Source organism: Mucilaginibacter aquaedulcis (assembly GCF_030409325.1).
In the GTDB taxonomy this organism is placed as follows: Bacteria; Bacteroidota; Bacteroidia; order Sphingobacteriales; family Sphingobacteriaceae; genus Mucilaginibacter; species Mucilaginibacter aquaedulcis.
The window spans coordinates 308,520-333,049 of record NZ_JAUFPR010000002.1; the positions used below are offsets into that span (position 1 = coordinate 308,520).

The window sequence follows — 24,530 nt, forward strand, 5'->3', positions numbered from 1 at the left end:
AGGGTGATGCCGCTAAAGCATTAGTTGATCCGTTTTGTGTAATGATGACCGAGGAAATGGCACACAAATACTTTGGTAATGAAGATCCTATAAACAAAGAGATCAGATTAAATAACGAGGTTAACTTTAAAATAACCGGAATATATGAACCTTTCCCAACCAATGCACAAATGCATCCGCAAATGCTACTATCCTTTAATACGTTAAAAGATAGTAGCATTTACGGCGCGAAACAGCTGCAAACCAATTGGGGTAATAACTCCTTCTTTACCTATTTGCTGATGCCTAAAGGCTATAATATTGAGCGTATAGCCTCTTTATTTCCCGCGTTTTTAGATAAATATGTGCATTTTCCTGGGCAGCCGGGGAATTTTCGGGAGTCCAAAAACAGCAAATTACATATTCAAAAATTCTTGGATATCCATCTCCATTCGCACCTTGATGATGAGCTTAACCAAAACGGAGATATTAAACGGGTGTATATATTTTCGGCAATAGCCTTATTCATTTTGCTGATAGCCTGTATTAATTATATGAACCTATCTACTGCACGATCAACCCTAAGGGCAAAGGAAATAGGTATCAGAAAAGTAATTGGTGCGCAACAAAAAGAGATCATCACTCAGTTTTTAAGCGAATCAGTATTAATTGCTTGTTTTTCGCTGTTGTTAGCACTGATCATTACCTGGCTGCTGATACCATTGGTAAATAAATTCTCAGATCTGAATTTATCATTCAACACCTTGCTTGAGCCAAAAGTACTTATTCCTATATTATTGCTTCCCTTTGTTGTGGGATTGATCAGCGGTATTTATCCGGCCATTTTTATGTCATCATTTAAACCAGTTAAAGTTTTAAAAGGCATCATAAAGGTAGGAGCAGGCAATGTTTCATTCAGAAAGATATTGGTGGTTGTTCAATTTTCCATATCTATTATTCTGATAGTGGCTACTACGATAGTCTTTCAGCAATTGCGATATATCCAGCAAAAATCATTGGGTTTTGATAAGGAGCATATCCTTACTACGGGTAATCCATTCTCGGAAAGTCAGTTTGAGGCATTTAGAAATGAGGTTATTAAAAACAACGCTGATATTAAGGAGTTAGGGCGTTCATCACGCATTCCATCCGGACGCTTGCTCGACAATAATGGCGTATCTCTTTTTGAAAACGGTACATCAAAACAAGTAAATGCCGACCTCAAATGCATTAATACCGACTATGGATTTATACCTGCTTATGGTATGAAAATGGCTGCAGGTCGTAATTTTTCCAGAGCATTTAGTACCGATAGCAACAATTATGTGATCAATACCACGGCTACTAAAGTGTTGGGCTTCGGCACACCTCAAAATGCTATAGATAAAGAAATTGTTTACGGAGGGGTAAAGGGGAAAATTATTGGTGTGGTTAACGACTTTCATTTTGAGTCGTTGCATCAAAACATTATTCCGATGTTAATGCGTATGCCGTCATTTGCAAACAACAATTACAGAAGATTGTCAATTAAAATTGGTGGCCACAATATAAACTCAGCTATTAATACAATACAGGAAGCCTGGCGCAAAGCTCAACCCGAAGTACCATTTGAATACACCTTTTTGGATGAACGTTTTCAAAGATTATACAATAGCGAACAGCAACAGGGAAGTTTATTTACCATGTTTTCATTTATTGCCATATTTATAGCATGCCTTGGATTATTTGGTTTGTCGGCATTTACAATAACACAAAGGGTTAAAGAGATAGGTGTGCGCAAAGTGTTGGGTGCAAGTATCCCTCAAATTGTGACCGAACTATCTAAAGACTTCCTGAAACTTGTAATTATTGCATCAGTAATAGCTTTGCCAATAGCATGGTATTCAATGAGCAAGTGGTTGCTTGATTTTGCTTTCAGGATAAGTATTCAATGGTGGGTATTTGTAATGGCTGGTTTTATTGCATTAGTTATAGCGTTCGTAACCATAAGCTTTCAATCTATCAAAGCAGCAACAGCTAATCCTGTTAAGAGTTTAAGAAGTGAATAGAGTGATGAGTGTAGATTCTTAACAAGTTAGGGTTTAGAACTTAGTTTTAGAGTTTAGTATTTAAAATATCAAAACATATGATAAAAAATTATTTCAAAATAGCTTTCCGCAATTTTGGGCGTCATAAGGTATTTACATTCATTAATGTAGTAGGTTTATCTATTGGTATAAGTGCTGCACTTGTTATATACCTAATTGTACATTTTGATTTAACCTTTAATCAGTCCTTCCCAGACGGGGATCGTATTTACAGGGTAGTTTCTAACTTTACTTTTTCTGGCGAAGAGGCCCATAATCGTGGTGTTTCTGGCCCGGTACCTGAAACGGTAAAGACAGAGGTTAGCGGTGTTGAGATAACAGCACCATTTTTTGAGTTGTCACAGCCTAATGTGCTGATTGCAACAAAATCAGGCGCACCGGTTAAATTTAAAATACAGGATAATGTAATATTAACAGATAGTCGTTATTTTAACTTATTGAACTACACATGGCTTGCTGGTAATGTAAAAACCGCATTAAATGAACCAAACCAGGTAGTGCTTACGACAGATCAGGCTAATAAATATTTTCCGAAAATGCCTTATAAGCAAATGCTGGGCCGCATAGTAACTTATGATACTATAAACACTGTTGTTACCGGGATTGTAGCATCCTTAAAGGGCAATACAGACTTTGCCTTTCATGATTTTATTTCATACACAACGGCAAAAAACAATAAGGCTCTTTCGAACGAATTACGCCTTGATAACTGGGGCGGCACCACTTCAGCCTTCCAGCTTTTTATTAAGTTGACTCCAAATACTGAAGCTGCCCATATCGAAAAACAATTAAATGAATTGTTAAAAAAGAACGATCCGCCAAAGCCCTCAAATAAAGGCAACACCCGAAACTTTAGTTTACAACCCTTAAATGATGTGCACTTTAATAATGTATATGGCACATTTAACTCTGGTAATACTGCCAATAAATCAACTTTATATGGTTTATTGGGCATTGGGTCATTTCTGTTACTATTAGGATGTATTAACTTTGTTAACTTAACAACAGCACAAGCTTCGCAACGGGCAAAAGAGATCGGTATTCGGAAAACCATGGGTAGTAGCCGCATCCAGCTCATCATTCAGTTTTTAAGCGAAACATCTTTAATAACATTATTTGCTGTTTTAGTTTCGGTTGCCTTGACTCCGGTGATATTAAAACTCTTTGCCGATTTTATTCCTGAAGGTGTTAAAGTCGATATTTTAAATCAACCTGATCTCGTTTTGTTTCTTGTGTTGTTAGTTATTTTGGTGAGTCTTTTATCCGGGTTTTATCCGGCAATTCTATTGTCAGGATATAAGCCGGTAGCGGTACTTAAAAATCAATCGGCTTCAAGTATGGGCAAAAGTCGTAATGCTTGGCTGCGTAAATCATTAACAGTTACACAATTTATTATAGCCCAGTTCTTTATAATGGCAACAGTATTGGTCAGCAAGCAAATTTATTATGTGCTGCATAAGGATCTGGGTTTTAAAAAGGATGCCATTATAATTATAAACTCTCCATGGAAAAACCGCACAATAAGTCGTAATCAGGTATTTATAAATAAGTTGAGAGCTATTCCACAGGTATCAATGGTAAGCGCGGGAAAAGACGCACCATCCTCAACCTCAAGCAATTCCACAGAGGCAACTTATAAAGATGGGAAGAAAGAAATTAAAATAAATTTGGAAGAAAAGTACGGGGATAATAATTATATAAATGTATATCATATTAAGTTACTTGCTGGTCGCAATTTGCAGCCTGGCGATAGCACAAAAAGATTTTTGATCAATAATACCTGTGCAAAGATATTTGGCTTTAAAACTCCGCAGGAAGCCGTTGGTAAACAAGTAGACAATTTTAATGGGGAAACAAAAATGGAGATCGTAGGTGTAATAGCCGATTTTCATCATGAGTCGTTGCATTCCTCTGTTAGGCCTTTGGCTATTTTAACAAGTAATGGATATTATAACAACGGGACATTTCATATCGCATTAAAGCCACAATCTGCCGGTGGCAATGACTGGAAGAAAGCCATTGCAAGCATGGAAAAATCATGGAAAGAAATTTACCCTGACGATGATTTTGAGTATCATTTTTTTGATGACAATATAGCAAAGCTTTATAAAACAGAGCAAAATACATCAACCTTACTGGCATGGGCCACAGGCTTATCGGTATTTATAAGTTGTTTAGGTTTGTTGGGTTTAGCTATGTACACTACTAATTTACGCACAAAAGAAATCGGGGTTCGTAAAGTTTTAGGGGCATCTGTAGCTCAAATTGTACAAATGTTATCAACTGAGTTGGTATTACTTATTTTACTGGCATTTGTATTAGTTACCCCTATAGCATGGTATGCCATGAATAAATGGATGCAAAGCTTTGCAGATCGCACCAGCATTAGCTGGTGGATATTTGTGTTAAGCGGCGCCGGTATGTTACTGACCGCATTTTTTACTCAAAGTTTTCAATCAATCAAGGCTGCAACGGCAAACCCGGTTAACAGCTTGAGAAATGAATAATTGTTGCATTAATTATTGATGTTTAACAAATTTTAACTACTCATTTAAAGTACTTTACCTATTATCGTATAAACAAACCGATATGATACGTAATTACTTTAAAATAGCCTGGCGCAACCTGTGGAAACATAAGTTCTACACGTTCATTAATGTTTTTGGCCTTTCATTAAGTATAGCTTGCGGTATCACATTATTTCAATTTATAAGTTATCATCTCAGTTTTGACACTTATCACCGTGATGCAAAATCGCTTTACAAAGTGGTTTCCCAATTACATCTGGAAGATGGCTCTACCTTGTATGAACGCGGTGCGCCAATGGTTTTAGCTAAAGCTATAAAAAACGAATTACCACAGATAAAAGACGCCGCGGTATTAGTTCAGAAAAGATCATTCACCATTTCTATAAATGATTTATCAGGAAGAAAGCTCTTTTACGAACAGGAAAACGTAGGCCTTGCAGATAATCACTGGTTTAATTTGCTTGATTATTCCTGGCTTTCAGGCAGTGCTGTACACGCATTCAATGATCCCGACAATGTGGTGATCACCCATAAACTGGCTCAAAAATATTTTGGTACTGATGATGCTGTAGGAAGGGTGATCCGTATGGACAACAAGCATAATTTTAAAGTAACCGGTGTACTGGCCGATAATGTAGAAAATACTGATTTTAAGTGCGATATGTTCCTATCGCTCACGGCCCTTAAAACCCTGTATCCTGATGTTCAGCAACAATTTCAAAGTGATTGGTATTGGGAGGATTCACGTAATGTAGTATTGCTGTCATTGCCGGAAAACCTGCCAGCAAAAACTGTTGAGTCCGCTATCACAAGAATTGCAGGGAAGGAGCTTTCCAAAACCTTTCATTATATCTTGCAACCTCTAAACGAAGTTCATTTTGATGGCAGATATAGTGGGGTAATTCAAAAGTCATTGTTAACAACATTGGGTATTATCGGATTATTACTCATAGTTATCGCCTGTGTTAACTTTATCAATATGGCAACAGCTCAAAGCTTTAAACGAGCAAAGGAAATAGGTACCCGTAAAGTTTTAGGAAGTACGCCAAAGGCCATATTTATTCAATTCATCGCCGAAACTTCCCTTATCGTGTTAGCCGCTGGTTTAGTAGCGGGATTGGGCGTTTGGCTGTTTCTGCCAGTATTAAATTCGTGGCTGCAAACATCGCTCACTGTCGATAATACCAGTTTGTTTATATTCTTGGCTTTGTTAATGATGATCATTACCCTTGCCGCTGGGTTTTACCCCGCTATGGTTTTAAGCAGATTTAAACCGGTAAATGCCCTCAAAAATCAAGTAAATGGACAATCACAATCAGCTCGCCTTGGCCGTAAAAGCCTCATTGTTATTCAAAATATAATTGCCCAGGTACTTATTGTAGGAACAATAATTATTAGCATACAGGTTCGATATTTAAAAACTACAGATCTGGGTTTTAATAAAACAGGGGTGATCATGCTGCCTTTGCCTGATTTTGATAAAGGCAAAACTGATTTTTTACGTAATCAGCTAATAGCTCAACCAGGAATAAGCGCTGTTTCCTATTGTTACCGGGCACCATCATCAACGGCCGATAAAGGCGGGTCGATAAAATATGATGGTCATGAATGGGAAAAGTTTGTTGGCCGTACTGTTATGGGTGATGCTGAATATGTAAAAACATTTGGATTAAAGATCATCGCTGGTAGAAACATTACCGAGGCAGACTCGGCCAAAGAATATTTGGTGAATGAGCAATTGGTACATAAGTTAGGGGTTAAAAATCCGCAGGAAATAATTGGACATAGTTTTACCGCCGGAGATCTCACAGACAAGCCTGGTACAATTGTCGGTGTAATAAAGGATTTTCATGCCAAATCGTTATATAAGGCAATAGAACCAACGTACATCAGCACTTTTCGTAGTTCTTATCAATATGCGGGTGTGAGGATCGATATGAAAAATCGATCAGCAGCAATAGCACAAATTCAAAAGATATGGCAGTCTGTATTTCCCGATAATGTTTTTGAATATCGTTTTCTGGATGAACAAATAGGTGATTTCTATCAAAAAGAAGATCTATTGAATAAACTCATTAAATCAAGCGCTGCCATCGCTATATTAATAAGCTGCCTGGGTTTATTGGGACTGATATCTTTATTAACTCTTCAGCGCACAAAAGAGATTGGTATCCGCAAAGTACTGGGCGCGTCGGTAACTCAAATTACCACCCTGCTATCCGCTGATTTTTTAAAATTAGTGCTCATTGCTGTATTTGCAGCATCGCCAATAGCCTGGATTTTGATGAACAAATATCTTCAGGGTTTTGCCTATCGTATTGATATGCCACTATGGGTATTTGTGTTGGCGGCGGTTATGGCGGTATTATTAGCTTTTATAACAGTAAGTTTTCAATCTATAAAAGCGGCTATGGCTAATCCGGTCAGGAGCTTGAGGGATGAGTAAGCTGTGAAAAAACATGTAAAAGGTCTACGTATAATTTTACAAGAGGGTACAATATTTTGAGCCTTGTTGCTAATGCAAAAACATAAGTATAATTTGTTGAACTGTCAGTCTGTTTGATAGTTATCAAAATATGGCTTTGTTGTATGCCTAAACTCAAAATGCATTACCATGAGATCACAAATTTATGATTTGATGTACCCGTTAATTAATAATGGCAGCGGTATATATGAACTTGATGATTTGGAGGGCTACATTGATAAATTGCTAAAAAAAGCATGTATAATTTCGGTAACTGACCAGGATATTTTACAAGGTTTTTTGGCCTACTATGCTAATGATCCTGAAAAAAGGGTAGGCTTTTTATCAATGCTTGTAGTTTTACCATCAGAACAAAGAATGGGTTACGGCAGGAGGATGGTTGAGTTTTGCCTTACCGATCTGCTGCACAAAGGATATAAAATATGCCGTACCGAGGTAAAGGAAAATAATATTATGGCCATCAACATTTGTAAAAAAAGCGGCTTTGCTCTGATAACAAAAAAAGATAAATATTTGGTGATGGAAAAGCTGTTGTGATTTTAACAGCCTGCTTTAGTAGCTACATTCAATTCTTTATTCCAAATGGTGCTGTTCAGTATCAGGCACCTCGTTTTCGATGATTAGCTTTTAATATGCACTGTATCATTACCGTACAGGTGCTGTTACGCTTGCGAACAGGTTTGATTTTTAAATTTAGTTTAATTAGTTGATTTATAGCTATTTGTGTTTTTGGTATGGGTTTTAAACCATGAAGTTAATTAAGCCCTTAAAAAAATGCTGAAAAACTATTTTAAAATAGCCTGGCGTAACCTAAAACGCAATAAGGCATACGCGGCAATCAGCGTTGCTGGTTTGGCCTTAGGTATTGCCTGTGGCATACTGATCTTTACGCTGGTAACGTATCACCTTAGTTTTGATACTTTTCATAAAAACTCCGATAGGGTATATCGCCTTTACACTGAGTGGCACGATGACGGCATAGGGAGATCTAACGGCGTTCCACAACCTTTGGGAAAAACTTTTCGAAATGATTTTACGCTGGCCGAGAAAACAGGAAGGGTTATCAACTTTAGGAATAATTTAATTACCATAACAAAGGGTAATGAGGTTAAAAAGTTCAGAGAAGAAAATGGTGTGGCTTTTACCGAACCTGATTATTTCGACATTTTAAATTTTCCTCTAATAAAGGGGGATAAAAAGAACATCCTGGTGCGCCCGGGTGAGGCTTTGCTTACCGAAAAAATAGCACACAAATATTTTGGCGGCGACGATGCCATAGGTAAGGTTATACGCCTGGATAACAAAGTTAACTTTACGGTAACCGGTATACTTAAAGATTTACCTCCCAATACCGACCGCAGGCAAGAGATATATGTTTCATACGGCAATATGGATGAATATACTGACAAACGCCGTGAAGACAACTGGGGCGGGGTTTATAGTGGCAGCGAGGCCTTTACTTTATTGAAACCAACAACCACTACAGTACAGGCAAATAATGCTATGGCCGAAATTGTAAAGAAACATTACACCGGTCGAGATCTGAAAGTATGGAAGTTTAAATTACAGCCTCTTAATGATATTCACTTCAACGCCGATCTGGATGGATATGCCGACAAAAAATATTTATGGGCGCTGTTTTTTATTGGTGTTTTCCTGATTATAACCGCATGTGTGAATTTTGTTAACCTGGCTACAGCTCAAGCGCTTAACCGTTCAAAAGAGGTAGGTATACGTAAGGTATTGGGCAGCCTGCCGCATCAATTATTTTGGCAGTTTATTGCAGAAACAGCTTTAATTACGGTTGTTGCTGTTATTTTAGCTATCGGATTATCTTACCTGGCACTACCTGCAATAAACCACTTGTTTCAATCGGAGATGCAGTTTAATAAAGGACAACTGGCTGTATTTATATTTATGGTTAGTATTGTTGTCGTGTTTCTGTCGGGCTCATATCCTGGCTTGGTGTTGGCACGTTTTCAGCCTATACTGGCGCTTAAGAGCAAGCTGTCGCAAAAACATATCGGTGGTTTTTCATTACGCCGTATATTGGTAGTAACGCAGTTTTCTATTTCACAGGTACTAATTATTGGTACTATTATTATTGTATCACAGTTACACTATTCGCAAACCGCTGACTTGGGCTTCAATAAAGACGCGGTCGTATTATTACCAATACCACAAAATGATCTTGCTAAGTTAACTACACTGCGTAACCGAATAAATCAGATACAGGGTGTAGAAAAAGTTTCTTATTGTTACAGGCCGCCTGCATCGCAATCAAATAACAGCACTGGGGTAAACTTTAATCATCGTGCTGAAGATGAACATTGGGGAATAAATACCAAGCCTGGGGATGAAAACTTTTTGGCAACTTTTGGTATGAAGTTGATAGCTGGCAGAAACTTTTTCCCAGCCGATACTACACGGGAGTTTTTAGTGAACGAAACTTTTGTAAAAAAACTTAACCTGAAACCTCAGGATGTAATAGGCAAAACTCTCAGTATAAATGGAAAATCAACTACAGCTCCGATTGTAGGTGTTGTAAAAGATTTTTATAACTATTCGTTCCATACCGAGATATCTCCGATTTGTATCATGCCTGATTATAGGAGTTATTCAACCCTGGCTATTAAAATGAATATGCGTAATGCTCAAAGCTCTTTGGCATCGTTTGAAAAGATCTGGAATGAAAGCTTCCCTGAGGAGCTTTACTCATATGAGTTTTTGGATGATAGTATTAAAAAGTTTTATGAGATGGATAACATTCAGCTAAAGCTTGCCGAATCATTCGCGGCCATCGCCATCGTGATCGGTTGCTTAGGATTATACGGATTGGTATCATTCATGGCTGTACGTAAAACAAAAGAAATAGGGGTACGCAAGGTATTAGGTGCCAATATCCAGCACGTTTTATGGTTGTTTGGTAAAGAGTTTACCAAGTTATTACTTATCGCATTTTTAATTGCCGCTCCGTTAGCGTGGTGGGCTATGCATAATTACCTGCAGGACTTTAAATATCGAATTACTATTGGCCCAGGTATTTTCCTTGTTTCCATACTTTCAACCTTTATAATTGCAGCCATAACCGTGGGCTACCGGTCTATTACAGCTTCATTGGCTAATCCGGTTAAGAGTTTGAGAAGTGAATAGTAATGGCCCAAGAATTATGGGTTTAGAATTTAGCTTTTAAGATTTAAAGTTTGAACAGCGATGATCAGGAATTACTTAAAAATAGGCTGGCGGAATATTATTAATAACAAGGTATACAGTGCTATTAACATATTAGGTCTTGCAACCGGTATGGCCGTAGCCCTTTTGATTGGCTTATGGGTTAATAATGAGTATTCATACGATAAGTTCCTGCCTGATTATGAACGCGCGTATCAGGTGAGGCGTAACTTTAATAGTAATGGCGAAACTCTTACGTTTAGCACTACATCATTAAAGCTTGCCAATACGCTCCGTACTACCATTCCTGAAATTGAATCGGTTGCCGAATCTGATGGTGGCAGTTCCCACGGGTTAATGGTGGGTGATAAAAAGCTCTACCTTGGTGGTATCATATCAGGAAGCGAATTTCTGAACATATTTAAATTTCCGATGCTTCGGGGGAGTGCAGCCAGAGCACTGGTTGATCCGTACTCCATAGTGCTGACGCAGGCAACGGCTATTGCCTTATTTGGCACTGATGATGTTATTAATAAAGCAGTAAAGTTAGATAATAACCATAATTTAAAGGTTACAGGAGTTTTAAAGGATATCCCTTCAAACTCAAGCATGCAATTTATTAAATATATTATACCCTTCAGCTTTATGGAACAGACCCAAAATTGGGTCAAGAATGCCCATGGCAGTTTCGGTTATAACGCGTTTTCAATTTATGTGAAACTGAAACAAGGTATTTCCTATGCACAGGTAGCTCCTAAAATTAAAAACGTAGAAAAAGGAGAGGATAATACTAACGCCAAAAACTCGGATGTGATCATGCAGCCATTAAAAGACTGGCATCTGTATTCTGAGTACAAAAATGGAGTAGCCAGCGGTGGATTTATAGATTATGTGCGAATGTTTAGTGTAATTGGCATTTTAGTATTACTTATAGCCTGCGTTAACTTTATAAACCTAACTACCGCAAGATCTGAAAAACGAGCCCGCGAGGTCGGTATTCGTAAAGCCATAGGTTCACAGCGCAAGCATTTGATCTTTCAGTTTTTAACTGAATCAGTATTGATCACCTTTATGGCCTTTTTCTGTTCAATACTTTTTGTGCTGTTGGCTTTGTCACCTTTTAATGCACTTACGGGCACTACCATTCATATCCCGTTTAGCAGTTTCATTTTTTGGCTTATAATAATAAGCTGTGTATTAATTACTGCACTATTGGCCGGTAGCAGGCCGGCATTTTATCTGTCATCATTTAATCCTGTCAAAGTTTTAAAAGGAACTATACAGGTAGGCCGGTCGGCATCTCTATCAAGAAAAATTTTGGTTGTTATGCAGTTTAGCTGCTCTATAGCCCTCATTATAAGTACAGTTGTTATATATCGTCAGATACAATATGCCAAAAACAGGCCAACTGGTTATAATATTAATAGTTTGCTGGCATCCAATATGAACAACGATCTTATTAAAAGTTATGCCGCGCTAAAAAATGATCTCCTGCAAAGTGGAGTAGTTGAAAATATGACCAATTCAACAAGCTCGGCCACTGATGTGGGGTGGCATAGCGATGTTGACAAGTTTCCGGGTAAATTGGCTGGGGAAACGGTTGAAATGGGTTCTATAATTGTATCGGATGCTTATTTTAAAACCTTAAGAATGAAGATTCTTGCAGGCCGGGACTTTTATAATGTACCCGCTGACACCTCAAACATTATATTTAATGAGGCTGCTATTAAAAGATTACGATTAAAGAACCCAATAAATCAGATCATTACCTGGAATGGTAAACAAATGAGAATAGTAGGGGTGGTGAAAGATGCGCTGATGTTGTCACCATTTGCTCAGGCTGATCCAACTATGTTCATGTATGGTGCCGATCCGCATGACAATATAATTTATAGACTGGCGCCCGGGATAAATCCACATAATGCAATCGAAAAAATTAGTCAGGCATTCGCTAAGTACAATCCATCTTATCCGTTTACCTTTCGCTTTGTTGACGATGACTATAATCGCAAATTCGGACAGGAAGTTTTAATAGGCAAACTGTCGGGAATTTTTGCTACACTGGCCATTTTTATATCCTGTTTGGGTCTTTTTGGACTCGCGGCCTATATAGCGGAGCAACGGACAAAAGAAATAGGGGTGCGCAAAGTGTTGGGTGCCACTGTGAGCCAGTTATGGTTCTTATTATCCAGAGATTTTGTAATGTTGGTGATTGTCAGCTGTATAATAGCCTCTCCGATAGCGCTGTATTTTTTGAAAAATTGGCTTCAAAAATATGAATACCGTGTAAGTATTGGCCCAGGCGTGTTTCTACTTTCGGCTATGGCAGCCATAATAATAACCTTGCTTACCATCAGTTTTCAGGCTATTAAAGCAGCTATAGCAAATCCGGTTAAGAGTTTAAGAAGTGAGTAGTAAGTAAAATTCCTGTTGAATTAGAGTTTAAGGTTTAGTTTTTAGAATTTCAAAAACATGATAAAGAATTACATCAAAATTGCCTGGAGGAATATCTGGAAAAATAAAATTTTTTCGGCTATCAATATAGTTGGCCTGTCTGTTGGTATGGCTGCCTGTATCGTTATCATGCTGTTTGTTTTTTATGAAAAAAGCTTTGACAGCATGCACTCCAAAAATATTTACAGGCTAAATGAAGTGCAAAAGTTTGAGGGGATGAATGCCTCGCAAAAAGTGGCTTTGTCCATGTTTCCGATGGGGCCAACATTGCAGGCTGAATTTCCGGAGATCAAAAATTTTACCCGGATACGCTGGCAACAAAAGTTTCAGATCACCTACCAGCTGAAAAAGATATTCTCGCCACAAGTGTTTTTTGTGGACTCTACCTTTTTAAGAATGTTTGATTTTAAATTAATCCGTGGCGATAGGGCAACTGCATTATTAAAACCTCATAGCGTTTTACTTACCCAGGAAACTGCCAAAAGAATATTCGGTAATGAAGACCCTATGGGTAAAACTATCACTCATTATGGTAATGATACCACGAGTTATGCGGTTACCGGTATTTTGGCTGATGTACCTAAAAACTCGCAGTTACAGTTTGATGGTCTGTTTTCTTTCAATACAGTTTTCAATCCTCGTATGTTCACTAACTGGGGTGGTAACTGGCTAAACACCTATTTGGAGTTAGCTCCTGGTACCGATATAAAGGCACTTGAAAAGAAATTTCCTGCCTATCAAAAGAAATACATGGGACCCGGTGGCGTTAAAGCTTATGAGTTATTCCTTTTATCCCTCAAAGATGTACATGCAAACTCCGCCGATATTGGTCTTGATTATATCAACTTTCAAAAGTTTGATCAAAAGCTAACAAACTTGTTTGCTTTAATTGCACTAATAGTGTTAGTTATTGCCTGCATTAACTTTATCAATCTATCGACAGCCCGGTCTGCCGAGCGGGCGAAGGAAGTAGGGGTTCGAAAGTCCATAGGAGCCCAGCGCTTTCAGCTGGCCATACAATTTCTGGGCGAAACTGTATTGCTTTCATTAATAGCCTTAATTTTTGCAATAGTATTGGTTTCAATCGCGTTGCCATACATCAATAATCTAAGTCAGCGTGATTTGAGTTTGCCCATCATGAATAATGTTGGTTTACTTGGACTTGTATTTTTAGCAGCTGTATTTATTGGAATACTCTCAGGTATTTATCCCGCTGTATTTCTCTCATCTTTTCAACCGGTTAAAGTACTTAAAGGATCTGTTGAAACTGGCCGGAATAAAGGGTCATTACGTAACGTTTTGGTTGTTGGACAGTTTGCAAGCGCCATTATATTAATGATAGCAACCATTTTTGTAATTAAACAGTTGCGGTTTATGCAAATGAGAGATCCTGGTTTTACCCGTGAACAGGTAGTTACAGTGCCATTAAATATGGTTACTACGGCGCAGTATAAAGTGCTGAAGCAGGAGTTGCTCAATAGCTCCTTAGTACAGGGGGTTACCGCTTCGCAGGATGTGTTGGGAAGCCATCTTGATCAAACTGGTATTGAATTTAAATTGGGCGATTCTCCTTTGCGTCAGTTAACATCTACGTTACTGGTAGTGGATCATGATTACCTGAATCTTTATAAAATAAAACTGGCTATGGGGAGAAATTTCTCCTCAGAAAAATCAGCACTTAGCAGAGAATTTATTATTAATGAAGCCTTGGCTAAAGAGTTGCTTAAAGATCACAAAGGGAAACCGATGTCGTCATTGCTGGGTCAACGTTTTGGTTTTGATTCTACCGGCGTTATTATAGGGATAGCTAAAGATTTTAATTTTAACTCTCTTCATTATAAGATAGAAACACTGTTTTTATTTAATCAGGAAGCATGGGGATTCAATAATATATCAGTTAAGATAAACGGTGCGAGGGCAAAAGAAGCAATCTCATTTATCCAATCTGTATGGGCTAAACAACTGCCGGAAATACCTTTTGAATACCAGTTTCTTGATGATCATTTTGCCGAGGTTTATCGTGTGGATAGTCAGGTAAGTGCAGTGGTCAGTATTTTGGCAGTACTCATTATCATTATTTCATGTTTGGGCTTGTTTGGCCTGGCCTCATACTCTGCCGAAAAGAGGATAAAAGAAATAGGGGTACGTAAGGTGCTTGGGGCGTCGGTACAAAACATAGTGGTATTATTATCCAGTCATTTTATTAAGCTGGTAGTTATTGCTAATGTTATAGCATGGCCGGTCGCGTTTTATGCTATGAATAAGTGGCTGCAAGGTTTTGCATACCGTATTAATATTGATTGGTGGGTGTTTGCAACTGCGGGTATAATTTCTATAATCATTGCTTTTGTAACTGTAAGTTTTCAATCGGTTAAGGCCGCAACCGCTAATCCGGTCAAGAGCCTGAGAAGCGAGTAAAAACAAGAGATGGAAGAGAGAATTCAAAAGAAAACTTAATGGTACAGTTAAAGATCGGAACAACAATGTTCCGATCTTTTTTTTGAGGGTATTTAATATCCAACACGCTGTTTTTTGATTGTATCATAACCGTACGCTTTCTGTTACATAAGCGAACAGTATTTATATTATATTAATGATGTAATGTGTTGATTTTTAGTTAATTAAAAGTTTGGTATGTTATTGATACTTGATTGGCCGAAATGAATTAATATTTTTAAACAACTAATCAAACTATTTATAAACTAATATTTAAAAGATGTTATCACTCCAGCATATTTCTAAATTTTATCAGGTAAGCGGACTTAAAAACTTTGTATTGAATGATCTGAGCCTTGAAATAGACGAAGGCGAATTTGTTTCTATCATGGGGCCCTCTGGTTCAGGTAAATCATCGTTACTTAATATCATCGGAATGCTTGATGAGCCATCAGAAGGTTATCATTATTTTGCCGGTCAAGCTGTACATCAATTAAAAGAAAAGCAGCGCTCGGCCTTATATAAACAGTATATCGGTTTCGTTTTTCAGGCTTATCATCTCATAGATGAGCTTACTGTTTATGAAAATATTGAAACCCCGTTAATTTATCAGGATTTTAAAGGCACCGAACGCAAAGCCATGGTAGCTGATATGCTTGATCGCTTCAGTATTGTTGGGAAGAAGGATCTTTTCCCGGCCCAATTATCGGGTGGGCAACAGCAGCTGGTGGGTATAGCACGTGCACTGATAGCTAAACCTAAACTTTTACTGGCCGATGAGCCAACTGGTAACTTGAATTCAAAACAGGGGGAGGAGATCATGGAACTGTTTCGGAAGCTTAATAAGGAAGATGGAGTAACTATTATACAGGTAACCCATTCTGAAAAAAATGCGGAATATGGTTCGCGCATCATAAATCTGTTAGATGGTAAAATCGAATCTTCAAAACAACTCTGATCATATCATAATGCGATACTTTAATTTTATATTTTTTAGTTTGATCGGGCTATCCGCAATAAAAACGCAGGCTCAAACCACAACGCAAACAGATACTTTAACCACTATAAGGCAATGCATTGATGTTGCCATAAAAAACAATCTGGTAGTAAGGCAAAGTGATCTGGATATGCAACGCCTTCGTGTTAGTTATATTCAGGCCAAAGAAAACATGTTGCCGTCATTAAACGGTCAGGTTGATCATAGTATCAATAGCGGGCGTAGCGTTAACCCCTTCACCAATAGTTATGTTACTCAATCTTACACCTCTGGTAATTACAGCCTGAATGCCAACTTAACTTTGTTTAGCGGTTTACAGAATCTGAACGCCATAAAACAAACCTCATTAGCCTACCAGGCCGGTAAAATGGATTTTCAACAGGCAAAAGATCAGGTGACAATTAATGTGATCACAGCCTATCTGTTAGTTTTAGATAATGCGGAGCTATTGACTCAAGCTAACAACCAGCTTGATGTATCTAAAAAACAGGTAGAACGTCTGGAGATACTCGAAAAAGACGGTGCCAACAAGTTGCCTTCAGATCTTTACGATTTAAAAGGTACCTATGGTGATAATCAGCTTAACTTGGTAAATACAAGGAATACATTGGAAGCATCAAAATTAAGTTTGATGCAGATTCTAAACATCCCATACAATCCCAATCTTAAACTTGAACCAGTTAGTGTACGTGATGTTGCCAAACAAACTAACGAAAATGCCGACCAGATATATAGCACCGCCCTTGAACAATTGGCTTATGTTAAAGCAGCTGAGTTAAGGCGCCAAAGTGCCGAAAAAGGGGTGAAGGTTGCTAAAGGCGCTTTATCACCATCAATTTCATTATTTGGTGGAGTATTTACCAATTATTCAAGTGCTGCTCAAAGTTCTGTGTTTACAGATTCATCTACGGTAAACACCGGCAATTATGTAAACACTCCGGCTGGTAAACAACCGGTTTATGCCACCCAGGCAAATTATGTGAACAAAAACATTGGTTATTATGACCAGTTTAAAAATAACTATAGTACCCAATTTGGGGTTAGTTTAAGGGTGCCAATTTTAAACTATTTCCAAAATCATAACAAGGTAAAGCTGGCTAAAATCGATTACCAGGAATCAAAATATATAGAAGAAAATACCAAAATAGTTTTACGCCAAAGTGTGGAACAAGCTTATTTAAACATGACCTCGGCATATAACAGATACAATGTTTTAATTGACCAGGTTAAAGCTTATGCAGAATCATTCAGAACTGCCGAAATACGTTTTAATGCAGGTGTATTAACCTCTGTTGATTTTGTGGTTGCAAAAAATAACCTGGATAAGGCCAACATTAATCTTATTAATGCTCGTTACGATTGCTACATCTACAATAAAGTATTAGATTATTATATGGGCAGATTGTCGTTTTAGAACTCATAATTACACAGGTTGTGTAAAAAATTTATACATTTATTCCCAATTTAGGCTTTGATATCCGGCTGATAAGGTTTTATTAAAAATATATAAAACATTATTAGCCGGATATTGCTAATTAGTAGGTCTTTGTATTTTCATGGACTACATCAACACAGCTTTTACCTTAAAAACAACAATCTGAATATGAAAAAAACAATTATTTTAACACTAAGTATTTTCCTCTTTACTATCGGAATCGCTTCGGCACAAGTTATACCAAGCTTTGCATTTGGTGTAAAGGGAGGCTTAAACTACACATCTTTCCCTTCAAACGGAGTATTTAACAACAGCAATCGCGCAGGTTATCTGGCAGGTGTTTGGGCAAGGGTAGGTGGTTTGGGCTTTAATTTTCAGCCTGAGCTTTATGTTACCGGTAAAAACGTGAAGATAAACGCACCAAGCGAACCAGAAAACACAGCTAAGTTTACCAGTATTGATGTACCTTTATTATTAGGCGGTAAAATTGGCGCTTTAGGTTTAGGTGGTCGTTTTTATGGTGGCCCGGTACTTTCATTTACCGTTAATAAAGATCAAAGTTTAGCGCAGGCTGGTGCCCAAGCGACACAGCTAAACTATAAAGATGCCAACTATGGTGTACAGGTAGGTGCTGGTATTGACATCAGCAGCTTATCAATTGATCTGCGTTATGAAGGTGGCCTGAACAAGATTCCTTATGGCGACGGAAATTCACACACCCGTGTAAGCGTATTTAGTCTTGCTTTGGCTTACAAATTGTTTTCTCTGTAAGCTTTAAAAGCCTATCCATAAAAAAGACCTGTCAAAAATGGCAGGTCTTTTTTTGTGTTCGTTGTCTGGATTCTTACTTCACCACATCAACCCATTGACCTTTGATTGTACTGGTGATTGAATTGTTATACATGGCCTCACAGTAAACAGCAGGTAAATAGTAGTGTCCGGCATAAGCCGCATTCAGCATTACATAATAAGTAACTTCATGACCTTCGTATAAACTGAAATAAGTATTTACTCTATCGTCACGGATATCGCGATAATCTGAAGGAGATGATTTAAATACTTCATCGTTATTCAGCATCCTGCTGTTTAATATTTCCCAGCCCGACGGGAATATTTGAGTAAGGGCCAAATTATCGTATCTGCCGCGCCTTCCGGGATTTTTAATATTGACCTGGGCTACAAAATCAGTTCCTTGTTTTAATGAACTTGGATCTATTGGCTTGCCATTCATGGTAAAGTAACCAACCCTCATTTCCATAACCTGAGGATCAATAAAGGTTTTAACATCCAAGCCAGATGATGGCTGGCCTTGTTGTATTAATCTTAAATACAGTTTGTTGTTGCCATTATTTTTAATCAACACTTTACCACCATTAACGGGTAATGATGATTGCCACATATATGATGTTGAATTGACATCTGTTTTTGTGGCTCCTGATTGGTAGTTAAAAGTAAGTTTATCCGTGGTTTTATTCTGTCCGCAATATTGAGCTATAGCAATAAGCGAATAAGCCGTGGTTTGAGTACTATACCAATTATCCTGCGATAACCTTGCAGCTACGGTACGCAATAGGCCTGCGGCTTTTTGCTGCTGACCAAGCAATGTAAGGGTTTCTAAGATCATGGCCTCATCACGCAGATCAGAACCATAAGTACCGTACATGGTATAATAAGGTTTAATAGTTGTTGGGAGGCCAGCTATCATTTGCAAGCCCATTTCTGGCTGCCCGGCAAGCTTGTATGCTGCTGCCAGTCGCCATTTTGCTTCAATACTTAAATATTTAAATTCCCTTAACCGGTTCATCGCACCTAATTCGGGCGAACGTGCCAGTGCCAACAGGTATAGGCGATATGCCTGGTTCAAATCGTCGCCATAAAAAGTATGCGGATTTGGTGCCCATACCAGGGCCTTTTGTTTTTGGAACTTTTTCCATTGTTCAATAAAACCTAAAGGCATGCTGTAACCTTTGGCTTGTGCTGCCAGCATAAAATGGCCGGCATAATTAGTTCCCCATTCATCGGCATTGCCACCATCTGGCCAGTAACTCAGGCCACCGCCTTGCACCTGAAAACCATTTAATCTGCTGATAGTGGCTTTAATATTTCGTTCTGCTTCGGCCTTCTGCAATGGTGAAAGATCAAGCAATTGATTTAAATATAATTGCGGGAATGCCGAAGACGTTGTTTGTTCAACACAACCATGAGGGTAAGCAATAAGATAATCAAGACGCTTACTCAAATTTAAGGGAGGAATACTGGCTATTTCAAGAGTGTTTTTGTTGGTGCCAGTAATGCCGACAGGTTGATATGCTGTGCTCCAGACCTCACCAGGTTTAAGTTCCTTTTCCATAACATGGGTAACCGGCGGATTAGGATTGCGGACATTCAATTCTACATCATAGGCTGCTGTTTCCGACCCACTTTTTGCTATGATCTTTACTTTTCCTACGCCTACAAAATCCTTTACATTAAGATCAAAGGTTACTAACTGATCGCCGGTTTGCGCAAAAGTGAGTGTCTTTGAATTATTACCATTCAAATTGTCAAACGCGTTTGATTGAACAGATACAGTAACTGTTTTAACGTTGTTCTCCATTGCAAATACGGTAACAGGTAACTGTACTTTTTCAGATGGGCCAAGAACACGCGGCAGGGTAGCCAGTATCATCAATGGCTTTTTAACGGCCACAGCCTTTTCGGCAAAGCCATAGCTACCATCGTGCCCTGCAATTACCATTGCCTTAACCGATCCTACGTACTGGGGTAATTTAAAGGCTGTGGTTTGCTTTTCTCCTTTGTTAAGATGGAATGGCCCCATGAATTTTACAACAGGCTTGAAACGGTTTACAGACACATTTTTGTTGGTGCCAAGGTTACCGTCACCACCAATGCTTAATATGCGTTCCAGTCCGCCGCCAAAGGCACCTATTACGTAATCAAACAGATCCCAGGTTTTAACGCCAAGGGCCTCACGTGCATAAAACGCATCATGCGGATCTGGTGTTTTGTAATTGGTAATATCCAATAAGCCTTCGTCAACAATAGCTATAGTATAGGTCATTTCCTTGCCCGTTGCTTCCGATACAGTAATGGCCGATTGTGATTCTGGCCTGATCTTATCGGGCATGCTGATCACCGGTTTTAGGATTGTTTCAGGATTATCTATCTGTAATGGTATAGCTCCATACATGCGAATTGGTAGGTCATTAACCGTTTGTGAGTGCCTTTGCAGCAGGGTTACATTTACAAACACATTTGGTGCCATGGTTTCATCAACAGTAAAACGGTATTGAGTCTGCCCTTTTTTAGTATCAATCCAGGTGTTTTTTAAAACCTTACTGCCGTTTTCAAAACTAATTAACGCCCGGCCATCCGCTGCGGTAGGGATTGTAAGTGTAGCCTGTTCCCCAACTTTATAGTTGGTTTTGTCTGATGTAAAAGATAGCATAGCAGCTTCGGTCGGGTTGCTTTGCTGTAATCTTTCCGACCAATTAGGCCAGTCAACATAAATGAACTTTCCGGTTGAATGACCAGTTTGTTCGTCCTTAACTTTGATCAGGTAACGGCCCCAGTCAACCTTGGGGATGCGCAGAGTCCATTTACTCTTACCGTTATTGAGCTGAATGTTTTCGGTTTTGATGAGTTTGTTATACTTGTCTTGTGTGAAATTGCTGGTTTCATCACCGGTTTGATCCCACCACCAACGCCATTGTACTTTGTAAAGTTCCAGCTGTACATTTCGTGTTCCAGCTAAGGCGTTACCATTAACATCAACATCAGCAATATCTATCTGATGGTCTTTATCCGTTACCAACATCCCAGAAAGATCACTTCCGGCCGGTGTTTTAATGCCTACATACCCGGTATAAACGTTGTAAGGCAAGGTAGTTTGCTGAATACTGAAGTTACCTCCTGGTTCAAAAACCTTAACAAGAAAATTAGCGCGCAGCTGTCCGGGGGCTTGTTTCTCTACGTTGATATCTGCATTAATAGCTGCTGTACCTTCGGCACTTAGTTTACCATCAAAAACGGTTTGTGTTTGAGTATTAAAGGCGAGTGTAGGATTGTCAAAAACATAATCCGGATATTGTTTAAAGCTGGTGGTTTGCGGGGATAGAAACGCATCAACCTTAGCTTTCAGGTTTTGAGCCGCTCCGCCGAAAAGCCATTGTGCACTTAACTTGCCATCCGCGTTATTGCCTTTGGTAAGTTCAGCCGCGCCGCCGAATGAAAGGTTTAATTTCATCCGGTTAGGCATAATGGTTTCAACTTTGATTTTCTTTTCAAACACAGCGCCACCAACTTTTACTTTAGCTCCCCAGTTACCTGTAGGCGACGAGATTTCTGTAGCTGTATGAAAACTATAAAAACCATCAAGCGCCTTTGTTTTGGTTATTCGCCTATAGAGCTTACCATTAGGATCAGTTAGTTCAAACTCAACTGGATGATCTTGCGGAAGCGTTTTTAATTTATCTTCCAATATAAATGAAACAAAGATGGAGTCGCCGGGGCGCCAAACGCCACGTTCACCATATATAAAACCTTTAAGGCCGCTCTGTATCTGCTCGCCGCCAACATTAAAACGAGTGAGTGGGAGCGAGCTTCCGTCATCAAGCTTTAAATAACCTCTTTGCGCATCTTTTTTAGCTACCAGCAAGTAAGGCTTTCGTTTAAGGTCAAACTTCACTATTCCATCACTGCCGGACGTTGTTTTATAGATCACCTGTTTCTGATAATCTAAAAGCTCAAGCTCCACACCCTGCATTGGTTGCGCGGTTAAAATATCAGTTACAGCTACAAACATGCTGTTATCATTACCTCGTTTAGCAATCAGCCCAATGTTAGAGGCTATAATGTTACGTGTGGCCCAGCGTTGTTTTGTATAGTATGATGGAGTGCAAGCGTTATTCCTATCCTGCCAGCTATAACCCTCTGGGTAGAAATTATCATATCTCGACCAAAAATCATCATCCTCGTCACTTACCTTACTATTATCGCTATAATCCCCACTTCCGTATTCTTCTTCATCATCACTACCACTTTTTGTTCCTGATCCGGGTACGCTGCAATTATATAGCGAATATTCTTTTCGGAAACCGATTACTACCCTGTATATAGCGCCGGGTTCTGTGCGTATCATTTGGTCAAGATCAAGCATGAAACGGTTTTTCTTTTTCAGGTTTAATCCTTTATCATTATCAAGCCTGATTGTTTTTTGAACTACAGGTTTACCAACCTGACGCAGTTCCTGCCCGCCGTCAAAACCGTTATTCTGAAAATATTGAGGTACATTGTTCTCATATATTTTAATAATGCTTACGTCAACGGCATTTAAGTTCACAGCCTCAAACGGCATCATCAACTTACCCGAGTCGGGAAGGATCACACCTTTGCCCGGTATGGTAACATTAGGAAGCCGATTCTCAAAAAACACGTTGGCCGTGTATGTTTTTGTGATTTTTTTATGCGATATATTTTCTACACCTTCGTTTACAGACACGCTGTAATCTCCTTGTAATCGTTCAGGAGCGTAAACCTTTACGGTACTTCCGTCAATGGTATATGCTGCATCGGCTATATTGTTTATGCCTATCAAACCATTAAGTTCCTGACCTATCATGATAGGATCTGAAAACTGTACCAACACATATTGGTCATTTTCCTGTATTGCACGAATATCCAATACTTTAAAATCACCAATTGCTGGTATATCATAATGCTGGTTACCTTTTCTATCTACATTTAATCCGCTGCCATCCCAGCTAACTGAAAGGGGTGTAGATTTACCCTGTTGCCTTTTTAAGCCGGTTATTTTAAATCGGTGCGTTTTGGCACTGCTATTATGCTCCCAATTTATTTTGACAGGATACTCATAGGTTACCATGAGTAGTTTTTCAATAAAAGCAGGGTCTTCGGTGTCGGCAGTTTGAATATCACCTTCCAGTTTCATTTCGGTGAGGGAGGTGTTGGTTGCTGCAGTTAAACCACTGAAATTTACGTTAAGGTTAGGCTTTACAACCTGAAAATCAAATTTAAAATGTTCAAATTTATCAGGAACATTGATCAGCTGCCCCAAATTGAAATCGGCAGTGTAGTTTTTCCCGGGATCGAGTTTTGCAGAAGGCCGAAATTCGATAGTACGGGTGTCAACCCAATAAGCTTTCCCCTTAACATTGGGCGAGAGATCAAAAAGATCATCGCTTAATTGCTCGTTTTGCTGATGGGTAATCTGTACCTGGCTGGCTAAACGAATACGGATTACGCTTTCTTTTGATATAACCCCGGTAGTGTATGATTCAATATATTTACTAAAGGCAGGGTCGACTGTAGTTTTTTTATTGCCGTTAGCAATAATATAAATGATCAGTAAGATCAATAATAGGGATGCACAAATAGTGATTATACTCTTGCGTCTGCGGAATCTGGTATATCCGTTCTCCATGAAATAGGTTTATTTAAGATCATGTTAAATTAAAAAATTTATGATAATAAATAATTAAACGGAAAACTTATTTTATTATATCACAGAATCATAACTCCCGGTTTGTTTAAAACAGGAAGTTTAATGAAATTCATTTCAACAATACTTTCAGGTAGGAAAATGAATTTTTTATCGTAGATATTTTTACCTATATAATAACTGAGCCAATATTCGTTATTGAGCCCAAATGTTTGTTCATCAATAGGTTCAATAAGTTTATATGACTGCCCAGCAACTTCCGGGAACATATGCCTCAGGGTAGATGTTTTTACTTGTACACCATCTTTTTCGCCATATCCTTTTGAAGTTACAAGCACGTTTTCAATAGGCTCATTCTTAAGATTTATGAGATATACATACCAGATTTTACTTTCAATACTTTCGCTCTCCAACGCTACTGCAATTGCAATATCCTTTACGTTATTTTCTGGCAGATCCTTTATCATTTTTAAAATGGTTTTGAGCGGTAAGCTTTGA

Annotated in this window: 12 protein-coding genes; 10 read left to right on the plus strand and 2 right to left on the minus strand. The window is 38.6% G+C overall.

The annotated features are described in order from the left end of the window. Positions 1–56: 56 nt before the first annotated feature. From QWZ01_RS05900 to QWZ01_RS05945, 10 genes are all read left to right on the plus strand, one after another. Positions 57–2,027 carry an ABC transporter permease gene (locus QWZ01_RS05900; RefSeq protein ID WP_290322355.1) on the plus strand — a complete coding sequence of 657 codons (1,971 nt, stop codon included), beginning with the start codon at positions 57–59 and terminating at the stop codon, positions 2,025–2,027. A gap of 77 nt (positions 2,028–2,104) precedes the next feature. After that, on the plus strand, positions 2,105–4,573 hold the full coding sequence (locus tag QWZ01_RS05905) for an ABC transporter permease (RefSeq protein ID WP_290322356.1): 2,469 nt from the start codon (positions 2,105–2,107) through the stop codon (positions 4,571–4,573). Positions 4,574–4,655: 82 nt separating this feature from the next. Next, complete coding sequence (locus tag QWZ01_RS05910) at positions 4,656–7,040, plus strand: ABC transporter permease (protein WP_290322357.1); 2,385 nt, start codon at positions 4,656–4,658, stop codon at positions 7,038–7,040. Between the two features lie 168 nt (positions 7,041–7,208). After that, positions 7,209–7,616, plus strand: coding sequence for a GNAT family N-acetyltransferase (locus QWZ01_RS05915; RefSeq protein ID WP_290322359.1), 408 nt, complete (start codon positions 7,209–7,211; stop codon positions 7,614–7,616). A gap of 237 nt (positions 7,617–7,853) precedes the next feature. Next, positions 7,854–10,232 carry an ABC transporter permease gene (locus QWZ01_RS05920; protein ID WP_290322361.1) on the plus strand — a complete coding sequence of 793 codons (2,379 nt, stop codon included), beginning with the start codon at positions 7,854–7,856 and terminating at the stop codon, positions 10,230–10,232. A gap of 60 nt (positions 10,233–10,292) precedes the next feature. Then, a complete protein-coding gene (locus QWZ01_RS05925) occupies positions 10,293–12,665 on the plus strand; it encodes an ABC transporter permease (protein ID WP_290322362.1) in 2,373 nt (790 codons plus the stop codon). Between the two features lie 57 nt (positions 12,666–12,722). Further along, complete coding sequence (locus QWZ01_RS05930) at positions 12,723–15,122, plus strand: ABC transporter permease (RefSeq protein WP_290322363.1); 2,400 nt, start codon at positions 12,723–12,725, stop codon at positions 15,120–15,122. 298 nt (positions 15,123–15,420) lie between these two features. Then, positions 15,421–16,098, plus strand: coding sequence for an ABC transporter ATP-binding protein (locus tag QWZ01_RS05935; protein ID WP_290322364.1), 678 nt, complete (start codon positions 15,421–15,423; stop codon positions 16,096–16,098). A gap of 40 nt (positions 16,099–16,138) precedes the next feature. Next, on the plus strand, positions 16,139–17,551 hold the full coding sequence (locus tag QWZ01_RS05940) for a TolC family protein (RefSeq protein ID WP_290322365.1): 1,413 nt from the start codon (positions 16,139–16,141) through the stop codon (positions 17,549–17,551). A gap of 189 nt (positions 17,552–17,740) precedes the next feature. Continuing rightward, on the plus strand, positions 17,741–18,343 hold the full coding sequence (locus QWZ01_RS05945) for a porin family protein (protein WP_290322366.1): 603 nt from the start codon (positions 17,741–17,743) through the stop codon (positions 18,341–18,343). Between the two features lie 73 nt (positions 18,344–18,416). Here QWZ01_RS05945 and QWZ01_RS05950 read toward each other — a convergent pair whose 3' ends face one another. Next, the gene (locus QWZ01_RS05950) at positions 18,417–24,014 is read right to left on the minus strand and encodes an alpha-2-macroglobulin family protein (RefSeq protein ID WP_290322368.1); all 5,598 of its coding nucleotides are present in this window, start codon (positions 24,012–24,014) and stop codon (positions 18,417–18,419) included. An 80-nt stretch (positions 24,015–24,094) separates the two neighbouring features. Continuing rightward, positions 24,095–24,499: a hypothetical protein gene (locus QWZ01_RS05955; RefSeq protein ID WP_290322370.1), complete on the minus strand. Its 405-nt coding sequence runs from the start codon at positions 24,497–24,499 to the stop codon at positions 24,095–24,097. Positions 24,500–24,530 lie beyond the last annotated feature (31 nt).

What these genes read in the sequence shown, in the direction of transcription:
- QWZ01_RS05900 (WP_290322355.1), top strand. Translation starts at nt 57, where the DNA reads ATGGCACACAAATACTTTGGTAATGAAGATCCTATAAACAAAGAGATC.
- QWZ01_RS05905 (WP_290322356.1), top strand. Translation starts at nt 2,105, where the DNA reads ATGATAAAAAATTATTTCAAAATAGCTTTCCGCAATTTTGGGCGTCAT.
- QWZ01_RS05910 (WP_290322357.1), top strand. Translation starts at nt 4,656, where the DNA reads ATGATACGTAATTACTTTAAAATAGCCTGGCGCAACCTGTGGAAACAT.
- QWZ01_RS05915 (WP_290322359.1), top strand. Translation starts at nt 7,209, where the DNA reads ATGAGATCACAAATTTATGATTTGATGTACCCGTTAATTAATAATGGC.
- QWZ01_RS05920 (WP_290322361.1), top strand. Translation starts at nt 7,854, where the DNA reads ATGCTGAAAAACTATTTTAAAATAGCCTGGCGTAACCTAAAACGCAAT.
- QWZ01_RS05925 (WP_290322362.1), top strand. Translation starts at nt 10,293, where the DNA reads ATGATCAGGAATTACTTAAAAATAGGCTGGCGGAATATTATTAATAAC.
- QWZ01_RS05930 (WP_290322363.1), top strand. Translation starts at nt 12,723, where the DNA reads ATGATAAAGAATTACATCAAAATTGCCTGGAGGAATATCTGGAAAAAT.
- QWZ01_RS05935 (WP_290322364.1), top strand. Translation starts at nt 15,421, where the DNA reads ATGTTATCACTCCAGCATATTTCTAAATTTTATCAGGTAAGCGGACTT.
- QWZ01_RS05945 (WP_290322366.1), top strand. Translation starts at nt 17,741, where the DNA reads ATGAAAAAAACAATTATTTTAACACTAAGTATTTTCCTCTTTACTATC.
- QWZ01_RS05950 (WP_290322368.1), bottom strand. Translation starts at nt 24,014, where the DNA reads ATGGAGAACGGATATACCAGATTCCGCAGACGCAAGAGTATAATCACT.
- QWZ01_RS05955 (WP_290322370.1), bottom strand. Translation starts at nt 24,499, where the DNA reads ATGATAAAGGATCTGCCAGAAAATAACGTAAAGGATATTGCAATTGCA.